The sequence below is a fragment of the Bacillus cereus genome, from assembly GCF_015071065.1.
GTDB classification, from domain to species: Bacteria; Bacillota; Bacilli; order Bacillales; family Bacillaceae_G; genus Bacillus_A; species Bacillus_A cereus_BA.
On record NZ_VOVA01000001.1, the window covers coordinates 886,393 to 906,758 of the forward strand.

The following is a 20,366-nucleotide window of genomic DNA, read 5'->3' on the forward strand; positions in this document are numbered from 1 at the left end:
CCCACTCCTTACTGGTTTGCTAGCTGTGGATCGATGAACGCTAATAATGCACTCACACCTACATAAGATAGACCTAAGAAAATAGCTAATGTTACATAAGTAGAGATTCTTTGTGAACGTGGAGATACTGTAATTCCCCAGCTTATACAGAATGTCCATAGTCCATTTGCAAAGTGGAAAATTGTTGAAACAACACCAACTAAATAGAAACCAAACATAAATGGGTTGTTTAAAATATCTGCCATCATATCATAGTTTACCTCTTTACCTAACAATGCTTGAATACGAGTTTCCCAGACGTGCCAAGAAATGAAGATCAGCGTAACGATACCTGAAATTCGTTGGAAGGCGAACATCCAGTTACGGAAATAGCCGTAAGATACCGCATTGTTCTTAGCTGTAAATGCAATATATAAGCCATATATAGCATGGTACAGTATAGGTAAAAAGATGATGAAAATTTCTAGCGCATACCGGAATGGAAGGAGCTCCATAAAGCCTGCAGCTTTGTTAAAAGCCTCTGCTCCTCTTGTTGCAAAGTTGTTTACAATTAAATGTTGCGTCAAAAAGACACCAACCGGGATGACCCCCATTAATGAGTGCCACTTACGAAACGTATACTCGCGGCCTTTCATGTCCCCATTACCCCCTTGAATGTTTGACTGCTGTTTTCAGATTAATTTACAACAATAATGTTTTTTCACTATTGGCATAAGAAAAACTGAAAAAATTATTCGAAATATTTCAGCATAATTTGATTCCAAGTTCATTTTACCCCTATTTTTGTCGAAGCGTCAAGAAAACGTATACATAATTTGCATATAATTTGCCAATTCTTTTTTTTTCTTATATATTCAGATTTCCCAAAAGAAAAATCTGTTTTTATAAATGAAAAATGTTATATAATAATCCCTATAGAAAGAGGGGAATATTGTGAGCAAAAATACAATCGATATAACATCTTTAGAAGATGTTTCATTGAACGCCTTCGCTTATGAATTGCTACGTGAAGAATTACTACCTGATTTAATTGGTAACGATTTAGATGGTATTTTATACTGGGCCGGTAGAAACCTTGCGAGAAAATATCCGCTAGAAACAATTGAAGAAGTCATTCAGTTTTTTGAAAAAGCTGGTTGGGGCACTTTAAGCATCATTGAACATAAACGTCGTGAAATGCAGTTTCAACTTAAAGGTGTACTTATTACTGAGCGTCAAAAACAAAAAAGACATTCTTCTTATCAATTAGAAGCTGGATTTATCGCCGAGCAAATTCAGAAGCAACGAAACGTCGTTGCAGAGTCTTACGAAGAACAGAAAAAACGTTCAGACTCTATTACATTTCTTGTTAAATGGGATATAAAAGATCTCATTGAAGTGTAGCATCTACCTACAGTCAACTAGACATATAAGTTTAGTTGACTTTTTTGTATATTCATTCAGGTGTGTTTATTTTAAATCTTCAGAAATTATACCAAAAAACAGAAGACATTGTAAACTACAACGTCTTCTTATCTGTTAAATACGTATAAATTGTCTCTGCGACATTTTTCGGCATACCCGCTTCGACAAATTCCGATATGGAGGCTTCTTTCATCTTCTTTAATGAACCAAAATGTTTTAGCAATACCTTTTTTCGTTTATCACCGATTCCTGGAATATCATCCAACGCGGATTGAATAACAGATTTCCCATGTAATTGACGATGGAATGTAATTGCAAATCGATGCACTTCATCTTGAATGCGCTGCAATAAATAAAATTCTTGGCTATTCCTCGCAAGCATCACAGGCTCAGGCGGATCCCCAATAATTAAATGTGATGTTTTATGTTTTTCATCTTTTACAAGCCCTGCCATTGGAATATATAATCCTAGCTCGTTTTCAAGAACATCACTTGTAGCCGCGAGGTGTCCTTTTCCCCCATCGATAATTATTAAATCTGGCAAAGGTAACTTTTCCTTTAATGCTCTCGTATAACGGCGTCTCACAACTTCCCTCATAGACTCGTAATCATCTGGTCCTTGGACCGTTTTAATTTTATATTTCCGATATTCTTTCTTCGCTGGTTTCCCATCGATAAAAGCAATCATTGCTGAAACAGGATTGACTCCTTGAATATTCGAGTTATCAAACGCTTCAATACGATATGGCGTTTCAATCCCTAGTTGCTTTCCTAGATTATCAACAGCTTTAATCGTCCGTTCTTCATCACGTTCAATTAAGTGAAATTTCTCTTCTAGTGCAATTTTTGCATTTTTATTTGCTAATTCCACAAGATCTTTTTTCTTCCCACGCTTCGGCTGTGTCGCTTCAACTTCTAAAAAGCGCTCTACTAATTCTGAATCTATACTTCCTGGAACGACAATTTCCTTTGGCTTAAAATGACTACTGTTTTCATAAAATTGACCGATAAAAGTTAAAAAACCTTCTTCAGGTTCATCATATATCGGGAACATGGAAACATCGCGCTCAATTAACTTTCCTTTTCGAACAAAGAAAACTTGAACACACATCCACCCTTTATCAACTGCATATCCAAACACATCACGATCCACTAAGTCACTCATAATCATCTTTTGCTTTTCCATAATTGCATCAATATGAGCAATTTGATCGCGCAACTCTTTTGCTCGTTCAAATTCTAGTTTCTCTGAAGCTTCATACATCTTCGTTTCTAATTCTGAACGAATTTCTTTATGCCCACCGTTTAAGAATTTAATAATTTCATCAACAATTTCTTTGTTTTGCTCATCCGTTACTTCTTTCACACAAGGCGCTAAACATTGGCCCATATGATAATATAAGCAAACTTTATCTGGCATATTTGAGCATTTACGAAGTGGATACATTCGATCTAGCAATTTTTTCGTTTCATGAGCTGATTGCGCATTCGGATAAGGGCCAAAATACTTTCCTTTATCCTTTTTTACGTTTCGCGTAATGAGTAAGCGAGGCTGTTTTTCAGCTGTAACTTTAATGAAAGGATATGTTTTATCATCTTTTAATTGAATATTATATTTTGGATCATATTTTTTTATTAAATTTAACTCTAAAATAAGAGCCTCCAAATTTGAGGAAGTCACAATATATTCAAAATCAACAATTTCTCCAACAAGCCGAAGTGTTTTCCCATCATGTGAACCAGTAAAGTACGAGCGCACACGATTTTTGAGTACCTTTGCTTTTCCGACGTATATAACCGTTCCCTGCTTATCCTTCATTAAATAACAACCAGGTTGATCGGGCAAAATTGCTAACTTCTCTTTTAAATGCTCGTGCACTCGTCTCCCTCCATTTCTACATGCTTATCATTTTTATTTTCACATAAAAACATACTATGCCAAAACACCCAACATACGTTCTTTTATTGTAACGGAAAGGTTGTAAAAAAGAAAATAAAAAAAGCTACCAAATGGTAGCTTCTTTATTTTAGAAGTGTTTAGAAACTAATTCTACTAACGCTTCTTTCGGTTTGTAACCTAACGCTTGATCAACCACTTTACCGTCTTTTAATACGAAAAGAGCTGGAATGCTCATTACTTCGAATTGACGAGCAGTTTCTTGGTTTTCATCAACGTCTACTTTTATTACTTTTACTTTCTCGCCTAACTCTGCATCAATTTCCTCTAATACAGGAGCGATCATTTTACAAGGTCCACACCAAGGTGCCCAGAAATCTAATAATACAACACCTTCGCTAGTCTCAGCTGCGAAGCTTTGGTCATTTGCATTTATAATTGCCATTTTATTTCCTCCTTCAAGTATATTCTACCAAGAGTATATCATTAACTTTTATACGTGGCGAATATTATGTATCGTTATGTATTGTAACAAAAAAATGTTCCTTTATACTATATAAAAATATGGATGAAATACTAAAAAGATGAGAGACAGGGGATCTCTCACCTTTTTCTATATATAGGGGTACTTCACTTGGAACTCAAGGGTATTCAAATCATGAATGTACTTTTAACTTTTTAAACTCTTCTGTTAAAAGAGGTAATACTTCAAATAGATCACCGACAATACCGTAGTCAGCTACTTTGAAGATACTTGCTTCTGGATCTTTATTAATCGCAACAATTATTTTTGAATTAGACATACCAGCTAAATGTTGAATCGCACCAGAAATCCCGCATGCAATGTATAGGTCTGGTGTAACAACTTTACCTGTTTGACCAATTTGTAATGAATAATCACAATACTCAGCATCACAAGCACCACGAGATGCTCCAACAGCGCCGCCTAGCACGTCAGCTAATTCTTTTAACGGTTTAAATCCTTCTTCACTCTTCACACCGCGTCCACCAGCGATAATAACTTTCGCTTCAGAAAGATCCACACCTTCTGCAGTTTTACGGACAACGTCTTGAATAATTGTACGTAAGTCTTTCACATCAACTGTAATAGAAGAAACGTCACCTGTGCGAGATTCATCTTTTTCAAGAGTTGCGATATTATTTGGACGTACTGTCGCAAATAATATACCATCTGTTACAATCTTCTTCTCAAATGCTTTACCAGAATAGATTGGACGAGTAAAGATAACATTGCCACCTTCAATTTCTAAAGCAGTTACGTCAGAAATTAAACCAGCTTCAAGCTTCGCTGCTAGTTTTGGTGATAAATCTTTACCAAGTGCTGTATGTCCAAATACAATGCTTTCTGGATTTTCTTCAGCATATACAGCTAAAAATGCTTGTGCATAGCCATCAGATGTATATGATTTTAATTTATCATTTTCAACTGTCACAACGCGATCTGCACCGTAATGAATCAATTCATTTGCAAAAGAGGCAACGCTGTCTCCAACTAGAAGACCTACCACTTCACCGCCTTCTGCAATTGTTTTTGCTGCTGCTACCGCTTCAAACGAAACGTTACGTAGCGATCCATCACGAACTTCACCCATTACTAATACTTTACGAGCCATAGATTTTCCCTCCTGCATATATAATTTCGTATTTTATTAGATTACTTTCGCTTCTGTGTGGAGCAACGATACAAGTTCTTTTACTTGATCTTGCAGCTCGCCTTGTAACACTTTTCCTGCATCTTTCTTAGGAGGCAAATAGATTTCAATTGTTTTTGTTTTTGCTTCCACATCATCTTCTTCTAAATCTAAATCATCTAATTCTACTTCTTCTAGTGGCTTCTTCTTCGCTTTCATAATACCTGGTAGTGATGGATAACGCGGTTCATTTAAACCTTGTTGCGCTGTTACTAGAAGAGGTAATGATGTTTCAATTACTTCTGTATCTCCTTCAACATCACGCTCAATCTTCACATTTGTGCCATCAATTTCAAGCTTCGTAATCGTCGTTACGTATGGGATATTTAACGCTTCAGCTACTCTTGGACCAACTTGTCCAGATGCACCGTCAATCGCAACGTTCCCGCCTAAAATTAAATCTATTTCTTTATCTTTTAAATATTCAGCAAGCACTTTTGCTGTTGTAAATTGGTCACCATTCTCAACATCATCTTCAATGTTAATTAGTACCGCTTTATCGCAGCCCATCGCTAATGCTGTGCGAAGTTCTTTTTCACTATCCTCGCCACCAACTGTTATAACAGTAACTTCTCCACCTTGTGCATCTCTTACTTGAATTGCTTCTTCAATTGCATATTCATCGTAAGGGTTGATGATGAATTCCGCTTCGCCATCGTAAATTGCACCGTTTTTAATTACGATTTTTTCTTCTGTATCAAATGTTCGTTTCATGAGTACGTAGATGTTCATTCCATTTACCCCCTTATTTTTCAGAAAGATTCTATCAATTTTAAAATTCTGTTAATTTTTATTAAAAAAATAACTGGACTACCTACCACTAAATGACGGCTTACGTTTTTCTAGAAACGCCGCTACGCCTTCTCTTCCATCTTCACTCGTAAATACTTCACCAAAAATCTGTGCTTCACGCTGTACACCTTCATAATAATGAGACGATTTTGTCGTTTGTAATAACTCTAGCACTGCACGAGTTGTTGCTGGGCTTTTTCCAGCAATCTGTTTTGCAATTTTAAGCGTATCTTCTAAAATGGATTCTTCAGAAAACACTCCGTTAACAAGCCCCCATTGCAATGCTTCTGCACCAGTAATTGGTGTACTTGTTAACATCATTTCACAAGCTTTCGCTTTACCAACATAACGTGATAAGCGCTGTGTACCTGCAAAACCAGGAATTAATCCAAGTGTTAATTCAGGTAAACCAAGCTTTGCACTTTCAGTTACAAAGCGCATGTGGCAAGACATAGCAAACTCCAGGCCGCCGCCAAGTGCCGCTCCATGAATTGCCGCAATAACTGGTTTTGAGCATTTTTCAACACGCTCAAACGTAACTTGTCCAAGCTGTGCTAACTCTGTTGCTTGCTTCGCTTCAGTAACAGATGTAAATTCTTTAATATCTGCCCCTGCTGAGAAGAAGCGTCCTTCACCATGTAGAACAACAACACGAATGTTATCATCCTTTTCCACTTGATCGATTAATTCAGTAACGTCATGCATAACTTGTGAAGACATCGCATTAGCTGGAGCATGATTTAACGTCGCCACCGCGATGTGATCTTCAACTTTTACAGATAGGAATTTCAACATGATCCCTCCCATTATTTACGATAACCACAAGCTGCAATAAGTAGCCCGTGTACCGTTTTTGAAAGTGCGACCAGATCATACTTATGATCGCTCATTACCCAATTGGTCACAACTTCATCTACTGTTCCAAAGATCATTTGTCTTGCCACGCGAACATTTAAATCCGCCTGAAATTCACCTTGCTTTATACCTGTCTCTAAAATCTCATCCATAACTTGTAAGTAGCCTTTTAATACTTCATTTATTTTAAGGCGCAAGTCTTGATTGGACTGCCTTAGCTCTAATTGTGTAACGATAGCAAGAGGATCATTTTGTGACAACAGCAAGAAGTGCGTTTCTACCAACATGAATAACTTCGCTATAGCGCTTTCAATTCCTGCTGTTTTTTGACGAATTGTTTCAACAAATTCTCCCATCTTCTCTTGGAATAAGGATATTAATATATCTTCTTTATTTTTAAAATATAAATAAATCGTGCCATCAGCTACCCCAGCTTGCTTTGCAATTTTAGAAACTTGCGCTTGATGGTATCCATTCTCCGCAATCACAATGACTGCAGCATCAATAATCTGATTGTATTTCGGTCTATTTTTCTTCACTTTACTGTCCCCTTCAAGAAGATGACTGAATGAATAGTCATTCATCTTCTTATAATACTGACTATTTAGAAAAGTGTCAATCCTATTTTTTCAAAAAGAAAGGGCCTTAGCCCGTTTGCTCATCCTCATCCTCATTCTTTCTCTTCTCTTCATCTATTAGGACACGACGTAAAATTTTTCCGACTGTCGTCTTCGGCAACTCACTTCTAAACTCATATACCTTCGGAACTTTGTAAGCTGCTAAATATTTACGTGCAAACTGATCTAATTCTTCTTCAGAACACTCAGCGCCTTCTTTCAAAACAACAAACGCTTTTACAGTTTCCCCTCGATACGGATCAGGAACACCGATTGTTACCACTTCTTGCACCTTTTCGTGTTCATATAACACTTCTTCTACTTCACGAGGATATACGTTAAAGCCACTAGCAACGATCATATCTTTCTTACGATCTTTCACATAGAAAAAGCCATCCTCATCCATGTATCCTACATCACCTGTATGGAGCCAGCCATCTTGCAGTACAGCTGCCGTTTCTTCTGGCTTATTCCAATACCCTTTCATAATTTGTGGGCCCTTTACAACAATTTCACCAATTTCACCTGGAGGTAATGACTCTCCTGTTTCAAGTGACATGATGATTGCCTCTGTATCCGGCCACGGTACCCCAATACTTCCCGGCACACGCTTTTCCCACAAAAAATTCCCATGTGTAACTGGTGATGACTCCGTTAATCCATAACCCTCTACTAATTTACCACCTGTAACTCTCTCAAACTCCTCCTGCACTTCTACAGGAAGCGGTGCAGAACCACTAATACAAGCCTGAATTGAAGAAATATCATATTCTTTTAAAAGAGGACTATTTAATAGAGCAATATAAATGGTTGGTGCTCCTGGAAATAGTGTAACTTTATGTTTCTTAATTGCTTCAAAAACCATTTTCATATCAAACTTCGGAATAAGCACCATTTTATATCCTTGCATAATACTTAAATTCATTACAGCTGTCATCCCGTACACATGAAAAAACGGAAGAACACCAAGAATTACCTCTTCTCCTTCTTTACAATTATATAACCAATGCGCTCCCATTAAAGTGTTCGAAACGAGGTTTTTATGCGTTAACATAACCCCTTTTGGAAACCCTGTCGTTCCCCCTGTATACTGCAAAAGGGCTAGATCATTTTCAGGATCACATGGAACTTCAACATCAGCATTACTTTCTCTTTCTACCGATTTCCAAAGATGAATCGTTTCGCTTTCCGACACATTCACAACAAGATTTGCCTGCTTTTTTTGTACAAATGGATAAAGTAAATTTTTAGGGAATGGTAAAAAATCTGCAATACGGGTTACGATAATATGCTCAAGCTTTGTTGCAGTTTGAACATTAGTAACTCTCGGAAACACTAAATCAAGGCAAAGAATAACTTTTGCCCCTGAGTCATGAAGTTGGTACTCAAGCTCTCTTTCTGTATAAAGAGGATTCGTTTGTACAACAATCCCCCCCGCAAGCAAAGTACCATAATAACCAATTACAGATTGCGGACAATTCGGTAACATAATCGCAACTCTATCGCCTTTTTCAATACCAAGCCTTTGAAGGTAATTCGCAAATTTCTTTACCTTGTCATGGAAATCTGAAAATGTAACATCTTTACCTAAAAAGTGAAGCGCTTTCTTTTTTGGATAACGAGCAGCCATTTTCTCTAAATATCTATGAAGTGGCTGAATATCATAAGAAATTGTCCCTGGAATTTCATCTGGATAACTCTGCAGCCAAGGTTTTTCCACTCTCATTCCCCCTTCCAATACTTGTGAAAATAAATGAATGTTCATTCATGATGGTTGTTTTCATTATATTATAGTCAGAACAGCGTTACAATCATAATATTCTGACTATAATATAACTATGCTTTACTTCCTTAACTTCTTATTATATGTAGAAACTCTCCTAATTTTAAAAGAATAAGAGAGTTCACGTTACTTAGCTTAATCTTATAATCGTTAAAACTGCACCAGGTGTAGTCGTTGATAACGTGGCAACAGCTAACAATCCAAATAACTGCAAACTAATTGCACTCCCCGCTGCAAGAGTCGTAATAATTGTTGCACTAAATGAAGTCGTTGCTAATGCAGGAGCGTTGATAGTTCCAGCAAGTGGTGCCCCATTGATTGTAATTCGTGAACTAACTAATAATGAAGCCGTTATATTAATTGTATATGAAATATAATAATTCCCCGCATTTGCGGCCGTAAATACTGTGTTCCCCCCCGAAACTGTAATTCCTGGACCGATATTCTGATTATTTGGAAGTGTGACATTTGTCCCACCAAGTAATACTGATATTGCCGTACCCGACGTATTATTCGCAAATGCATACGTAGCAGTTATACTTGTGCCTGTATCTCCTGTTGCTCCTGTTGCTCCTGTTACTCCCGTTGCTCCTGTTACTCCCGTTGCTCCTGTTGCTCCTGTTACTCCCGTTGCTCCTGTTGCTCCTGTTGCTCCTGTTGCTCCCGTTACTCCCGTTGCTCCTGTCGCTCCTGTTGCTCCTGTTGGACCTGTTGCTCCTGTTGCTCCTGTTGCTCCTGTTGCTCCCGTTACTCCTGTTGCTCCCGTTACTCCCGTTACTCCCGTTACTCCCGTTACTCCCGTTGAACCTGTCGCTCCTGTTGCTCCCGTTACTCCCGTTGAACCTGTCGCTCCCGTTGGACCTGTTGCTCCTGTTGCTCCTGTTGCTCCCGTTACTCCCGTTGCTCCTGTCGCTCCTGTTGCTCCCGTTGGACCTGTTGCTCCTGTTGCTCCTGTTGCTCCCGTTACTCCCGTTACTCCCGTTGCTCCTGTCGCTCCCGTTGGGCCTGTTGGACCGAGCTTAGGAACTGTCCCATCGCAACTAAAACAGCACGAATCAACATGTAAACCATTTTGATTATTACATCCACAATATCCATTTGCATTATTACTCCATAAAGACATGTTGATCCTCCTTCGTGTTCAATCTTTTAAGTACAGCCCACTAATTAAAAATATCTTTCTAATAAAAATCAGTTTTTATTTTCCTTATCAACTACCCGCTCTGGAACAAACCTTTTATAAACAAAGTTTTTTTCCTTACATTCTAATAAATATTACATGCAATACGCTCTCCTTTCGCTTGTACTTTCGCCTTCCTCATTAAAGGAATTTCAGCTCCTTCAACCTTGATACACGTATGCATTTAAATACAATATATTAAAATCTGTATAAATCGTTATTCTTTCGTCAAAATTCCCAAAAAATATTAACACTTGAAATATCCTCATAGTATGATTCGGTCGTTATAATTGATAACGATTTTCAATATCGTTCATTGTAAATAAAATAATTTATTTTGGGGCAGAAGATGAAGAAATTTCTTAGCATTTTCATGGTAGTTCTTCTATTCGTTGTCGGATGCGGACAACAGAAAGAAGAGAAAAAAGAAACAAAAGCAGACAATAAAAGTCAAGCTGTAACAATTAAACATGCTGAAGGGGAAACAAAGTTAGATAAACCAGCGAAAAAAGTTGTTGTACTTGAGTGGGTATATACAGAAAACTTATTAGCACTTGGTGTTCAGCCAGTAGGATGGCAGACATTAAGAATTATAATAAATGGGTAAATACAGAAACAAAACCAAGTAAAGATGTTGTAGATGTAGGAACACGTCAACAACCAAATTTAGAAGAAATTAGCCGTCTAAAACCAGATTTAATTATCACTGCATTATTCCGTCGTAAAGCTATTAAAAATGAATTAGAACAAATTGCACCAACAGTTATATTCAATCCATCAACAAGCAATAACGATCACTTTGCAGAAATGATAGAAACATTTAAACAAATTGCAAAAGCAGTTAGAAAAGAAGAGCAAGGTAAAAAGTATTAGCTGATATGGATAAAACATTTGCTGATGCACAAGCGAAAATTGACAAAGCTGGCTTAAAAGATAAGAACATTGCAATGGCACAAGCAATTACAGCTAAAAATGTGCCAACATTCCGTATTTTAACTGACAATTCTACAGCTTTACAGGTTACAAAAAAATTAGGTTTAACAAATACTTTTGAACCAGGTAAATCTGAGGCAGATGACTGTTTTAATGCATCAAGCTGGCTTAACAGTCCCTGGTGTATATGGTCCTGCAAAAGAAGAATGGGTTGCGGCTGGAATGGAAGCTTCCCAAATGTAACGACAGAAAAAGACAAGGTGTTTATGCACCTTGTCTTTTTCTGTAACTTGTTTCATGTGAAACTATTTTCTACTAAATGGTATTTTATGAGAAAATACGTTAAGATAAATTCATATTAATTGGAGGGAACTAAATTGAATACAAAAAACAAAAAAATAACAATAAGAACTCTCTTACTAACTTCTATCATTGGAGTTATCAGTGTATCTCTTTACTTCACAAATTATGGTACCCCTTGGGAAAAACAAACAGCAATTGCAGAATCAAAAAATTATATTACAAAATACTTTAATCTAGATGCGGAAGTCAAAAATACTTCTTACGATGCTAAAATGGATAGCTATGCAATCTCCTTTGAAACAAGTACAGATGGAGAGCTTACTATCGAATATAAAAGTCCTAATAACTTTAACATTTCTCCAGGAGTGCAAGAGTATTTAAGCAAACACTATAAATTTACAGAGTAGTAACGAAGCATACATATACAAAAAAAGAGTTAGTATAACGCCAACTCTTTTTTACGTATTCTTGTCATACTGTTATATCTTCCTTCTCTATATTTTTAATTCCGTAATATGCAATCGCAAATCCAATCGCTGCAAATGTGAATTGAAGAGGAAGAAACGTCGCTATAGGAAATATGGGCGGGTTATTAATTGCGATTAATACAACGATAATAGAAGAAACGATTGTAGCTGGCACAGAACGTTTACGCATCCCGAAATATAGAGGAATTAAGCTTATTCCTGCCGTGGCAATGGCTAAAGGAATAAGCTTTATCCCTTCTTGAATCAATTGATCTACTGTGAATGAATTAGGAAGAATTGAAAAATAACTATCTATCCCAAAGAAAATTCCTACTACTAAAATGTTAGATACAATAACTGTTATAAATGTTAATGTCGCTGTAATAGCCAACTTACTAGCCATCATTTTCTTTCGGTTAATTGGATAAGAAAACATGAGTAGTATTGTTTTACTTTTATATTCATCAATTATTAACTTGGCTATTAGTACGCCACCAAAAATAATAAATGTTGCTCTTACTAACGCACTAGCCATCGACAAAATTATCTGCGGATCCCTTATTTTTGGATCCCCTTCTATTTGAGCAACGATACTAACGAAGATTAGTAGTGCCAGTATAACGATATTCGCAATAACCGCTCTCTTCACATACCATCCGAGCTTAAACTTCTTCAATTCTAGCTTCATAAGACGTAGCATGATAGTCCTCCTTTCATTTTAAATTTAATTGATATAAATCGCCCCTGTTTCACTTAAAATCTTCACTTCGTTTTTTGCATCACCGATGGTTCCTTCTTTTACCTTTTCTGTATTTTTATCTTTCTTAAGTCCGTTTACATTCACCATTATGTCAGACGAATTACTTTTAGCCATAAGTTTCAAAGAAGTCGGAACACCCTTATACCGTACGCCAATATCCCCTGATTTTGTTTCTACAAATAATGATTTTCCTTCTGTCATATCTTTCAGTAATACTTCACCAGATGTTGAAGTGATGTTCATATTTTCATTTTTTATATTTTTCACATAATTATCGCCAGTAGTAGAAGTTATATTTACTTCTTGTAATGAACTATCTTTTAACATTAAATCTCCACTTTCGGATATGAACTCACCCTTATCTGCCGATAGTCCTACAATCATTTCATCTCCAGACTTGCCTTTTGTCACGATACTTTTTACTACTATATCGCTTATTTTCACATCGCCCGATTTATTATTTAATACAATTTTATCTATTTCTTTCTTCGGAATAGCTATAGATATACTATTTTTCTTCCGAAACGTAAAACCATTAAAAAATCTGGTCGCCTTTTGTTTTTGCTTAATCACAACTTTATTTCCTTCATGTTCTATTTCGATGGGATCTAAATCTTTATCTGCTCGTTGGCCTTGAGCAGAAATCACTATTTTGTTAGCGTCTGTGCTTTTAAATTCAATATCCCAGTTTTCATTGTCTACTTCTATTTCTTTTATATCATTTATCTCAAAAGACTTTTCTTTCTTAAAATCTTTCCCCTGAAATGTCTTAAAACCAAAAACCACACTAGCAATTGTAATAAGTAAAATTGCAATTACTATTATTTTTTTCACTATTCATACCCCAGTTCGTTGTTGTTTTAAGCTTGCTTCACGCCACATCAATCTTGTCGATTTTACGATATGAAAGATAACTAATAAAAATCCCTAATAAACAGAGCACTATTGGGATAGCGATAAAATTAAACATACTTACTTGACCGTTTCCAGAACCAAAGTTACTACTAATTAGCATCCCAATTATTACTGCAGAAGTAATTGTTGTCGGTGTCGATTTCTTTCTCATCCCAAAAAATAAAGGAATTAAACTTATACCAGATATCATAAATGCATTTATAAAAGTAGCTGGAACGATAGCTATTATTTCACCTATCGTAGCTGGCGTTTCAATCAGTCCCATCATTGGACTCACAAAATATGCGAGTAAACTAATACTGAAAGTAGCGATAATCGTGCTCACAAAACAAAAACAAAAAACAATTGTTAATTTCGCCCTCATTAGCATTTTTCTTTGCAGTGGGTACATAAACGATAGTTGCATTGTTTTGTTCTTATACTCATCAATTATTAAACGTGATAAAATGACCGAACTAAAAATAATGAATGTTATCCTAATAACAGTGTTTATTAAAACCATTTGTTGCGTGAAGTCAGAGAATAGCCCATCTACCTCGTCTTTCACTCCCAACGCCATGAGGTTTACTACGGCGAAAATTGCTATAATACAAATTGCTACACTTTTAAAATAACTAGATAATTGATGTTTCTTCCATTCAAGCTTCATTAATTTAAACATATAAACCACGCCTCCATTCCTTATATAACTGCCTCTACGCTACTAACATTCTAATTCCAGCAGTAACTACGCTTAACATTCCTATCACTAATAAAATTAAAATCCATTTCCGCTCAGGTTTTCTATAATATAAAATCCCACTTATGAACATTACGATCAATCCACTTACTATATTCACTAACAATCCATTAAGCATGAATGCCCTCTCGATCCATTACATTTAAGAAATACTCCTCTAAAGAACTATGTTTCTTATTAATACTTTCAATTTCTACATCGTTCATAATGAGTGCTTTTGAAATGGCTTGCTGCGTCGCCTTCAATTCATACACACGAATCATGTTTCCACTCATTATTTTGTAATTTTTTATAGCGAGTTTATCTTCTAAAATATAAGCTGCACGCTTCACATCAGGAACAGTGATTTCAATGTACTCTGTTTGTTTTCCGTTAATACTCTTCATCGAAACTTCTTTTATTAGTTTTCCATTTTGAATCACACCAATTGTATCTGCCATTTGTTCCATCTCACCTAAAATATGACTAGAGACTAATAACGTAATGCCATATTCTTTGCAAAGCATTTTAAATAAATCTCGTAACTCTTTAATACCAATTGGATCTAAACCATTAATCGGTTCATCTAAAATGAGTAGTTCTGGCTTTGTCATGATCGCCCTTGCAATACCAAGTCGTTGCTTCATCCCTAATGAAAAATCTTTTACTTTTTTATCATCTATACCGTGCAGTTTTACTAAATTTAAAGCATGATCAATTGCGTTTTTATCGTAATACCCCATATATTCACAATGTAATTCTAGGTTTTCCTTCGCCGTTAATTTATCATAAAAGATTGGATATTCGATAATTGTCCCCATTCTTTTTAATACTTCATAAGATGTGTCTGTTAACTTCTCACCGAAAATTTCAATATCACCGCTCGTCGGTTTTATTAAATTTGTGATCATCTTCATAATCGTTGTTTTACCTGCACCATTCGGTCCTAAGAAACCGTATATCTCTCCTTTTTTCACATGCATGTTAACACTAGAAATAACTTCTTTCCCTTTAAACACTTTCGTTAACTGGTTCGTTTTCAATATATATGTCATGTCACTTTCCCCTTTCGCACTGCTCTATATTTCTATAATAGACAACGGAAATCTCTTTTTTCTTACCCGTTCCTTACAAATTCCTTACGCTGAAAAAAAAAGCTTGTAGAATCTACTTCTCTACAAGCTAAAACTGCATCTTTGTTAATACAACTGTAAAAACCGTTTTTTCATACGGCTTACTAGAAAGATAAATTTCTCCATCCATCGCTTCCACAAGCCTTTTCGTAATCGTTAACCCTAGACCACTTCCTTGGTACAATCTATTTCTTGAATCTTCAAGTGTGTACATACGCTCAAACACTTTATCAATATGAGATTCATCAATTCCTTTTCCTTTATCCCATACGTCTATATACACACTCGTTTCATCATCTCTTAAAGTCATACCAATTGTCTTTCCATCGTCCCCATATGTAATCGCATTTGATATTAAATTATTCAATACCCTGCCTAATACTTCTACATTTCCAAGTGCATATATATTTCTTTCTGCTATATCAATATGGACATGAAAACCTTTCGTCGTCACTAAATCATAAAAAGATAAAATCTTCTCTCGGCAAACTTCATTCATATTTACTTTTGTCATCTCGATTGCTTTGTCACCGGATTCTAATTTTGCTAAATCAAAAAACTTATGAATCAGTTCCATCACTTCTAGTGTTTTTACATGCACCTTTTCGAGTAATATTTGCTGCTCTTCCTCATTTATCGTTTTATCCTCATTTAACATTTCGGTATATCCAAGAATAACTGTTAGTGGTGTTTTCAAATCATGTGAAATATTTGAAAGCATTTTTCTCATCGAAATTTCCACTTTCGCATGATCTGCATTCGTTTTCTGTTTTGCATCTAATAAATGATTAATCGCCACTAATAACTTTTGCAATTCTAGATCATCTGTCATAATTAATAGCTTCTCACCAGTTTGTTCTTTTACAATTCGATTTAACTTCTCATACGTGTAGCGTAAATTCCTACTACTATTTTTCCTAATTTTATATTGCACGTAAATAACGATAAGCAATATAATAATCACCACTGTTAAAAATACAACCATACTACATCACTTCCAACTTATAGCCGATGCCCCATAATGTTTTAATATATTCTGGATTAGATGGATCACTTTCAATTTTCTCACGTAATCTTCTCATATGAACATTAATAACATTATCATCACCATAATATTCTTCATTCCAAACAAGCGTATATATTTGTGCTTTCGTAAAAACACGATTTTGATTCTTCACGAATAGCTTTAAAATCTCAAATTCTTTTAAAGTAAGTTTAAGCTGTCTTCCCTTTTTCTCCACAGTAAAATTAATTGGGTCAATTATTAAATCACCAATCTGAATCGCCTCATCTTTTGATTCCACAGCTGAATACTTTGTAGACCTCCGAATACCCGCTTTTACACGTGCAGCTAGTTCAATCATAGAAAACGGCTTACAAATGTAATCATCTGCTCCAAGTCCTAATCCAACAGCTTTATCAACATCTGTATCTTTCGCTGACATCATTAAAATCGGAACGGCACTTTTTTCTCGAATGATTCGCACAACCTCTAAGCCATCTAACTTTGGCATCATAATATCGAGGATAATCAAATCAAATGAACCTTTTAAAAATGCGTTAACTCCTTCTTCTCCATCAGATGCGATTGTAACTTGAAAACCTTCTTTTACTAAATATGTTTCAACCATCTCTTGAATTGAGATGTCATCTTCAACTAATAAAATATGATGTGACATATTTCTATCCCCTTTTTTAACAAACATTAACAATTTAATTGTATCGTAACGAATGAATGCTGGAAAGAATTATATGAATTTTCAAACCAACTTCCCTTCCTTCCTTAACAATGATATGATGAAATTCACTACGATTGTTCATAATTAACTTTATATAAAGGAGACTTATCATGTCAGAAAACAAAAAAGTAAGCTTAGCTGATTTAATGCGCGAACAACTTGCGAAGAAAAAGCAAGGAAATGGAAACGGCTCAAATAATGGAAGTCAAAGTCAAGAAACGAAAAAATTACAAAACCAACAAACGAAGAAAACAAACAACCAACGTAGACGTACAGGTGTATAAATGAACGGGCAAAAACGATCTAACATTTCATCAGGTCTTGAAGTTGATATTGTATTAAAACAAGATCAACGTACAGGTAAGCTAACAAGAGGAATTGTAAAAGATATTTTAACGAACTCACCTTCACATCCGCACGGCATTAAAGTAAGATTGCAAGACGGACAGGTTGGCAGAGTACAAAATATTATTCAATAAGAAAAGGAGCTCATTTAAACTTGAGCTCCTTTTCTTATTTTCATTAACCTTTAATTTTTTCGATGAAAACTACTTTTAAATAGTCTCCCTCTTTAAATTGATCAATTGTACGGAAATCTTCCGGTAAAGAATGTTCTTCTAATATTTTATATTTACCGTTCATTTCTTTAAATGCTGTATCGATAAAGCCATTAAACTTTTTCATATCGAATGCGCTACAATTTGTAGAAGCAACGATAATACCGTTATTTTCTGTAATCGCAATTGTTTCTTTTAATAAGTTTTTATAATCTTTCGCCGCACTGAACGTATATTTTTTCGAGCGTGCAAAGCTTGGGGGATCAAGTACAACCATATCAAATTTCATCTTTTTCTTAGCTGCATATTTGAAATATAGAAATACATCTTCTACAATAATATCTTGTGCTTCATAATCAATTTCATTTACACTAAACTGCTCAATCGTTTTACTTAAACTACGATTTGCAAGGTCCACACTCGTTGTTTTACTCGCTCCGCCAAGCGCTGCAAATACAGAGAAAGCCCCAGTATAAGAGAACATATTTAGAACCGTTCTTCCTTTTGCATATTTATCACGAATTTGTTTTCGAACGTTACGCTGATCTAAAAACACACCAACCATCGCCCCATCATTTAAATAGACGGCGAAGTTCACACCGTTCTCTTTTACGATAAGTGGGAACTCACCGCGCTCTCCTGCTACGAAATCATCACCTTCAATGTATTTCCCTTTCGTATCAAAACGCTTTTTCTCATAAATACCTTTAAAGTTTGCTACTTTTTGAAGCGCCGCTATGATTTCATCTCTGAAAGTATAGATTCCTTCACTATACCAGCTCACTACATAATAACCATCATAATAATCGATGATTAAACCGCCAAGGCCATCACCTTCGCCATTTAGGGCACGGAATGCCGTTGTATCATTTGATTTATAAAAATGTTTTCTTTTATGTAAAGCAGCTTTTATTTTACTTTCAAAGAAATCCTGATTAATTTGTTCTTTCTCTTTTCTCGTTAAAATCCAGCCATACCCTTTATTTTGTTTTCCATAATAGCCTTTTCCGATAAATTGGTTCTTCTCATCTACTACTTTGATGATTGTCCCTTCTTCACGTACATCATTTAAATTTTGAATTGCATCTTTTAAAATAAGCGGATATCCACTTTTAATTTCTTTTATAAACTTCGGTTTTATTTTTATAGTTACTTCAGATCGCATGTAATGTCTTCCTTTCCATTTGAATGCTTTCTAATTAGTAGGAAGCAATGTAAAAAACGAGGCTGAAAAAAGCCTCGTTTCACTATACCATATTATTGCTTTGCTAGTACAACTAGCTCATCTCCTAGCATAACTGCTATTTATTTATATAAAAACTATAATTATAATTGACAACGATAATGAAATTCATTATCATTTAAAGTATGTGAAACGATGAAAATAATGGTAGATTTATAGGAGGAATAAAGAAATGATTATTGTTACAAACACATCTAAAATTACGAAGGGTGACGGTCATAAATTAATCGAGCGCTTTAATAAAGTAGGTAAAGTCGAAACAATGCCAGGTTTCTTAGGACTAGAAGTTCTTTTAACACAAAATACAGTTGATTATGACGAAGTGACGATTAGCACTCGTTGGAATGCAAAAGAAGATTTCCAAGGTTGGACGAAGAGCACTGCCTTTAAAGATGCACATTCACACCGTGGTGGATTACCAGACTTTATTATCGATAATAAAATCTCATTCTATGATGTTAAAATTGTCCGTATGCCAATTGCTGCGGCTCAATAACTTCGGTTTTAATAATTGGTATAGAAGTATGAGAAGTAATATATCTTCTCTACTTCTATACCTTTTCTTTTTTCAATTTCTTTTCACCAACTTCGCGTGCACGACTAGTCTACCAGCCTCTGGATCCAGTGCATAATCACATGTAGAAAGTGTTAAAATTTGATCATCCGCTGTCACTTTTGTATCTGTTTGATAGAGTGATCTTTCCTTAATTTTTTCTAGAAAAGATGCATAGTCCTCATCGCTTCCAAAATCCGTTTCAATATAATAGAAATCAGTTGTCGTTGTATATACTGAAAATACTTCTACATCGTATCCTTCAAACAAAGTATCGTAATACAATTTGCGATGAGACATAAAGAAATCTTCTTCTAACATTTTTTTAAGACTCCCAAACATAGAACCGTCTTTCATACGATGTCCGTATAGAATCGTATTTCGATTTTGAGATTTCACATCGTTGCGATGATCCATAAAAATACTGCCTGCCCTCATATCCTCGCCTTTATAATTACGATACAAATAGTAATCATTATCTTTCGCTTGAACAATCGGATAATTAATTTGCGTATCATCCATCGTAATCCAACCAACTATTTCTGGATTAATTTTTTGTAAGGCTTGGAACTGTGCACGTACTGCTCCATCTGATGATTTTTCTTCCATCGGACTCCTTTGATAAATATCTTGTGCTTCAGCCATTACTTTGCGATTTTCATAGTAATCTATGAACACCCCGCCTAATTCATACACAGAGTAGAAAAAGATGCCTAAAAAAACAACTGTAAGTATTCTTTGAAAAAAGGAATTCTTTTTCTTTTCTTTCTTGCTGCTCAAAATATCACCTCAAAACGAATTGCCA

At 35.4% G+C, this 20,366-nt stretch carries 23 protein-coding genes and 2 pseudogenes; 7 read left to right on the forward strand and 18 right to left on the reverse strand.

The genetic code is table 11. The annotated features are described in order from the left end of the window. Nucleotides 1-8: 8 nt before the first annotated feature. Nucleotides 9-635: a succinate dehydrogenase cytochrome B558 gene (sdhC, locus tag FT637_RS04655; protein WP_193645301.1), complete on the reverse strand. Its 627-nt coding sequence runs from the start codon at nucleotides 633-635 to the stop codon at nucleotides 9-11. A 298-nt stretch (nucleotides 636-933) separates the two neighbouring features. Between sdhC and FT637_RS04660 the strand changes: the two genes are divergently transcribed. Further along, nucleotides 934-1,383: a YslB family protein gene (locus tag FT637_RS04660; RefSeq protein WP_193645302.1), complete on the forward strand. Its 450-nt coding sequence runs from the start codon at nucleotides 934-936 to the stop codon at nucleotides 1,381-1,383. Nucleotides 1,384-1,498: 115 nt separating this feature from the next. Here the strand turns inward: FT637_RS04660 and uvrC are convergent, their stop codons facing one another. From uvrC to FT637_RS04700, 8 genes are all read right to left on the reverse strand, one after another. After that, nucleotides 1,499-3,283 (reverse strand): excinuclease ABC subunit C, encoded by a 1,785-nt coding sequence (gene uvrC / locus FT637_RS04665; RefSeq protein ID WP_193645303.1) that lies wholly within the window; start codon nucleotides 3,281-3,283, stop codon nucleotides 1,499-1,501. Between the two features lie 148 nt (nucleotides 3,284-3,431). Then, on the reverse strand, nucleotides 3,432-3,746 hold the full coding sequence (trxA, locus tag FT637_RS04670) for a thioredoxin (protein ID WP_193645304.1): 315 nt from the start codon (nucleotides 3,744-3,746) through the stop codon (nucleotides 3,432-3,434). A gap of 211 nt (nucleotides 3,747-3,957) precedes the next feature. Next, nucleotides 3,958-4,935: an electron transfer flavoprotein subunit alpha gene (gene etfA, locus FT637_RS04675; RefSeq protein ID WP_193645305.1), complete on the reverse strand. Its 978-nt coding sequence runs from the start codon at nucleotides 4,933-4,935 to the stop codon at nucleotides 3,958-3,960. A 36-nt stretch (nucleotides 4,936-4,971) separates the two neighbouring features. Further along, a complete protein-coding gene (etfB, locus tag FT637_RS04680; protein ID WP_002199236.1) occupies nucleotides 4,972-5,745 on the reverse strand; it encodes an electron transfer flavoprotein subunit beta in 774 nt (257 codons plus the stop codon). 78 nt (nucleotides 5,746-5,823) lie between these two features. Next, entirely contained in the window at nucleotides 5,824-6,600 is a 777-nt protein-coding gene (locus tag FT637_RS04685) for an enoyl-CoA hydratase (protein ID WP_193645306.1), read from the reverse strand. Nucleotides 6,601-6,611: 11 nt separating this feature from the next. After that, nucleotides 6,612-7,244: a TetR/AcrR family transcriptional regulator gene (locus FT637_RS04690; protein ID WP_193645307.1), complete on the reverse strand. Its 633-nt coding sequence runs from the start codon at nucleotides 7,242-7,244 to the stop codon at nucleotides 6,612-6,614. A 61-nt stretch (nucleotides 7,245-7,305) separates the two neighbouring features. Then, nucleotides 7,306-8,997: a long-chain-fatty-acid--CoA ligase gene (locus FT637_RS04695; protein ID WP_193645308.1), complete on the reverse strand. Its 1,692-nt coding sequence runs from the start codon at nucleotides 8,995-8,997 to the stop codon at nucleotides 7,306-7,308. A 193-nt stretch (nucleotides 8,998-9,190) separates the two neighbouring features. Beyond that, nucleotides 9,191-10,183, reverse strand: coding sequence for a BclA C-terminal domain-containing protein (locus FT637_RS04700; RefSeq protein WP_193645309.1), 993 nt, complete (start codon nucleotides 10,181-10,183; stop codon nucleotides 9,191-9,193). A 406-nt stretch (nucleotides 10,184-10,589) separates the two neighbouring features. Between FT637_RS04700 and FT637_RS04705 the strand changes: the two are divergent. The 3 genes and pseudogenes from FT637_RS04705 to FT637_RS04710 form a co-directional block, all read left to right on the forward strand. Next, nucleotides 10,590-11,316: pseudogene (locus FT637_RS04705) on the forward strand (ABC transporter substrate-binding protein); the annotation flags it as partial. Then, a pseudogene (locus FT637_RS29805) lies at nucleotides 11,312-11,416 on the forward strand (hypothetical protein); the annotation flags it as partial. The pseudogenes FT637_RS04705 and FT637_RS29805, both read left to right, overlap by 5 nt. Nucleotides 11,417-11,550: 134 nt before the next feature. Next, entirely contained in the window at nucleotides 11,551-11,883 is a 333-nt protein-coding gene (locus FT637_RS04710; protein ID WP_193645310.1) for a spore coat protein C, read from the forward strand. 64 nt (nucleotides 11,884-11,947) lie between these two features. Here FT637_RS04710 and FT637_RS04715 read toward each other — a convergent pair whose 3' ends face one another. The 7 genes from FT637_RS04715 to FT637_RS04745 all read right to left on the reverse strand — a co-directional run bounded on the left by FT637_RS04715 (nucleotide 11,948) and on the right by FT637_RS04745 (nucleotide 17,148). Beyond that, the gene (locus tag FT637_RS04715) at nucleotides 11,948-12,643 is read right to left on the reverse strand and encodes an ABC transporter permease (RefSeq protein ID WP_193645311.1); all 696 of its coding nucleotides are present in this window, start codon (nucleotides 12,641-12,643) and stop codon (nucleotides 11,948-11,950) included. A gap of 24 nt (nucleotides 12,644-12,667) precedes the next feature. Beyond that, nucleotides 12,668-13,537 (reverse strand): DUF4097 family beta strand repeat-containing protein, encoded by an 870-nt coding sequence (locus FT637_RS04720; RefSeq protein ID WP_193645312.1) that lies wholly within the window; start codon nucleotides 13,535-13,537, stop codon nucleotides 12,668-12,670. 37 nt (nucleotides 13,538-13,574) lie between these two features. Then, entirely contained in the window at nucleotides 13,575-14,279 is a 705-nt protein-coding gene (locus FT637_RS04725; RefSeq protein ID WP_193645313.1) for an ABC transporter permease, read from the reverse strand. Nucleotides 14,280-14,313: 34 nt separating this feature from the next. Then, nucleotides 14,314-14,475, reverse strand: a complete 162-nt coding sequence (locus FT637_RS04730; protein WP_002143307.1) for a hypothetical protein — start codon at nucleotides 14,473-14,475, stop codon at nucleotides 14,314-14,316. After that, complete coding sequence (locus FT637_RS04735) at nucleotides 14,468-15,391, reverse strand: ABC transporter ATP-binding protein (RefSeq protein ID WP_193645314.1); 924 nt, start codon at nucleotides 15,389-15,391, stop codon at nucleotides 14,468-14,470. Before FT637_RS04735 ends, FT637_RS04730 begins: the two co-directional genes overlap by 8 nt. A gap of 127 nt (nucleotides 15,392-15,518) precedes the next feature. Further along, the gene (locus tag FT637_RS04740) at nucleotides 15,519-16,454 is read right to left on the reverse strand and encodes a HAMP domain-containing histidine kinase (protein ID WP_193645315.1); all 936 of its coding nucleotides are present in this window, start codon (nucleotides 16,452-16,454) and stop codon (nucleotides 15,519-15,521) included. Between the two features lies 1 nt (nucleotide 16,455). Beyond that, nucleotides 16,456-17,148, reverse strand: coding sequence for a response regulator transcription factor (locus FT637_RS04745; RefSeq protein WP_002088884.1), 693 nt, complete (start codon nucleotides 17,146-17,148; stop codon nucleotides 16,456-16,458). Nucleotides 17,149-17,318: 170 nt separating this feature from the next. Between FT637_RS04745 and FT637_RS04750 the strand changes: the two genes are divergently transcribed. Next, complete coding sequence (locus FT637_RS04750) at nucleotides 17,319-17,492, forward strand: hypothetical protein (protein ID WP_002015431.1); 174 nt, start codon at nucleotides 17,319-17,321, stop codon at nucleotides 17,490-17,492. After that, complete coding sequence (locus FT637_RS04755) at nucleotides 17,493-17,687, forward strand: YwbE family protein (protein ID WP_001014315.1); 195 nt, start codon at nucleotides 17,493-17,495, stop codon at nucleotides 17,685-17,687. A 43-nt stretch (nucleotides 17,688-17,730) separates the two neighbouring features. Here FT637_RS04755 and FT637_RS04760 read toward each other — a convergent pair whose 3' ends face one another. Next, nucleotides 17,731-18,930, reverse strand: a complete 1,200-nt coding sequence (locus tag FT637_RS04760) for a class I SAM-dependent rRNA methyltransferase (protein WP_193645316.1) — start codon at nucleotides 18,928-18,930, stop codon at nucleotides 17,731-17,733. Between the two features lie 250 nt (nucleotides 18,931-19,180). Here FT637_RS04760 and isdG point away from each other — a divergent pair, with 250 nt between their 5' ends. Beyond that, nucleotides 19,181-19,504, forward strand: a complete 324-nt coding sequence (isdG, locus tag FT637_RS04765; protein ID WP_193645317.1) for a heme oxygenase — start codon at nucleotides 19,181-19,183, stop codon at nucleotides 19,502-19,504. Between the two features lie 72 nt (nucleotides 19,505-19,576). Here the strand turns inward: isdG and srtB are convergent, their stop codons facing one another. After that, the gene (gene srtB, locus FT637_RS04770) at nucleotides 19,577-20,341 is read right to left on the reverse strand and encodes a class B sortase (protein ID WP_193645318.1); all 765 of its coding nucleotides are present in this window, start codon (nucleotides 20,339-20,341) and stop codon (nucleotides 19,577-19,579) included. Nucleotides 20,342-20,366 lie beyond the last annotated feature (25 nt).

What these genes read in the sequence shown, in the direction of transcription:
- sdhC (WP_193645301.1), bottom strand. Translation starts at nt 635, where the DNA reads ATGAAAGGCCGCGAGTATACGTTTCGTAAGTGGCACTCATTAATGGGG.
- trxA (WP_193645304.1), bottom strand. Translation starts at nt 3,746, where the DNA reads ATGGCAATTATAAATGCAAATGACCAAAGCTTCGCAGCTGAGACTAGC.
- etfA (WP_193645305.1), bottom strand. Translation starts at nt 4,935, where the DNA reads ATGGCTCGTAAAGTATTAGTAATGGGTGAAGTTCGTGATGGATCGCTA.
- etfB (WP_002199236.1), bottom strand. Translation starts at nt 5,745, where the DNA reads ATGAACATCTACGTACTCATGAAACGAACATTTGATACAGAAGAAAAA.
- FT637_RS04685 (WP_193645306.1), bottom strand. Translation starts at nt 6,600, where the DNA reads ATGTTGAAATTCCTATCTGTAAAAGTTGAAGATCACATCGCGGTGGCG.
- FT637_RS04690 (WP_193645307.1), bottom strand. Translation starts at nt 7,244, where the DNA reads ATGAATGACTATTCATTCAGTCATCTTCTTGAAGGGGACAGTAAAGTG.
- FT637_RS04700 (WP_193645309.1), bottom strand. Translation starts at nt 10,183, where the DNA reads ATGTCTTTATGGAGTAATAATGCAAATGGATATTGTGGATGTAATAAT.
- FT637_RS04715 (WP_193645311.1), bottom strand. Translation starts at nt 12,643, where the DNA reads ATGCTACGTCTTATGAAGCTAGAATTGAAGAAGTTTAAGCTCGGATGG.
- FT637_RS04725 (WP_193645313.1), bottom strand. Translation starts at nt 14,279, where the DNA reads ATGTTTAAATTAATGAAGCTTGAATGGAAGAAACATCAATTATCTAGT.
- FT637_RS04730 (WP_002143307.1), bottom strand. Translation starts at nt 14,475, where the DNA reads ATGCTTAATGGATTGTTAGTGAATATAGTAAGTGGATTGATCGTAATG.
- FT637_RS04735 (WP_193645314.1), bottom strand. Translation starts at nt 15,391, where the DNA reads ATGACATATATATTGAAAACGAACCAGTTAACGAAAGTGTTTAAAGGG.
- FT637_RS04740 (WP_193645315.1), bottom strand. Translation starts at nt 16,454, where the DNA reads ATGGTTGTATTTTTAACAGTGGTGATTATTATATTGCTTATCGTTATT.
- FT637_RS04745 (WP_002088884.1), bottom strand. Translation starts at nt 17,148, where the DNA reads ATGTCACATCATATTTTATTAGTTGAAGATGACATCTCAATTCAAGAG.
- FT637_RS04750 (WP_002015431.1), top strand. Translation starts at nt 17,319, where the DNA reads ATGTCAGAAAACAAAAAAGTAAGCTTAGCTGATTTAATGCGCGAACAA.
- FT637_RS04755 (WP_001014315.1), top strand. Translation starts at nt 17,493, where the DNA reads ATGAACGGGCAAAAACGATCTAACATTTCATCAGGTCTTGAAGTTGAT.
- FT637_RS04760 (WP_193645316.1), bottom strand. Translation starts at nt 18,930, where the DNA reads ATGCGATCTGAAGTAACTATAAAAATAAAACCGAAGTTTATAAAAGAA.
- isdG (WP_193645317.1), top strand. Translation starts at nt 19,181, where the DNA reads ATGATTATTGTTACAAACACATCTAAAATTACGAAGGGTGACGGTCAT.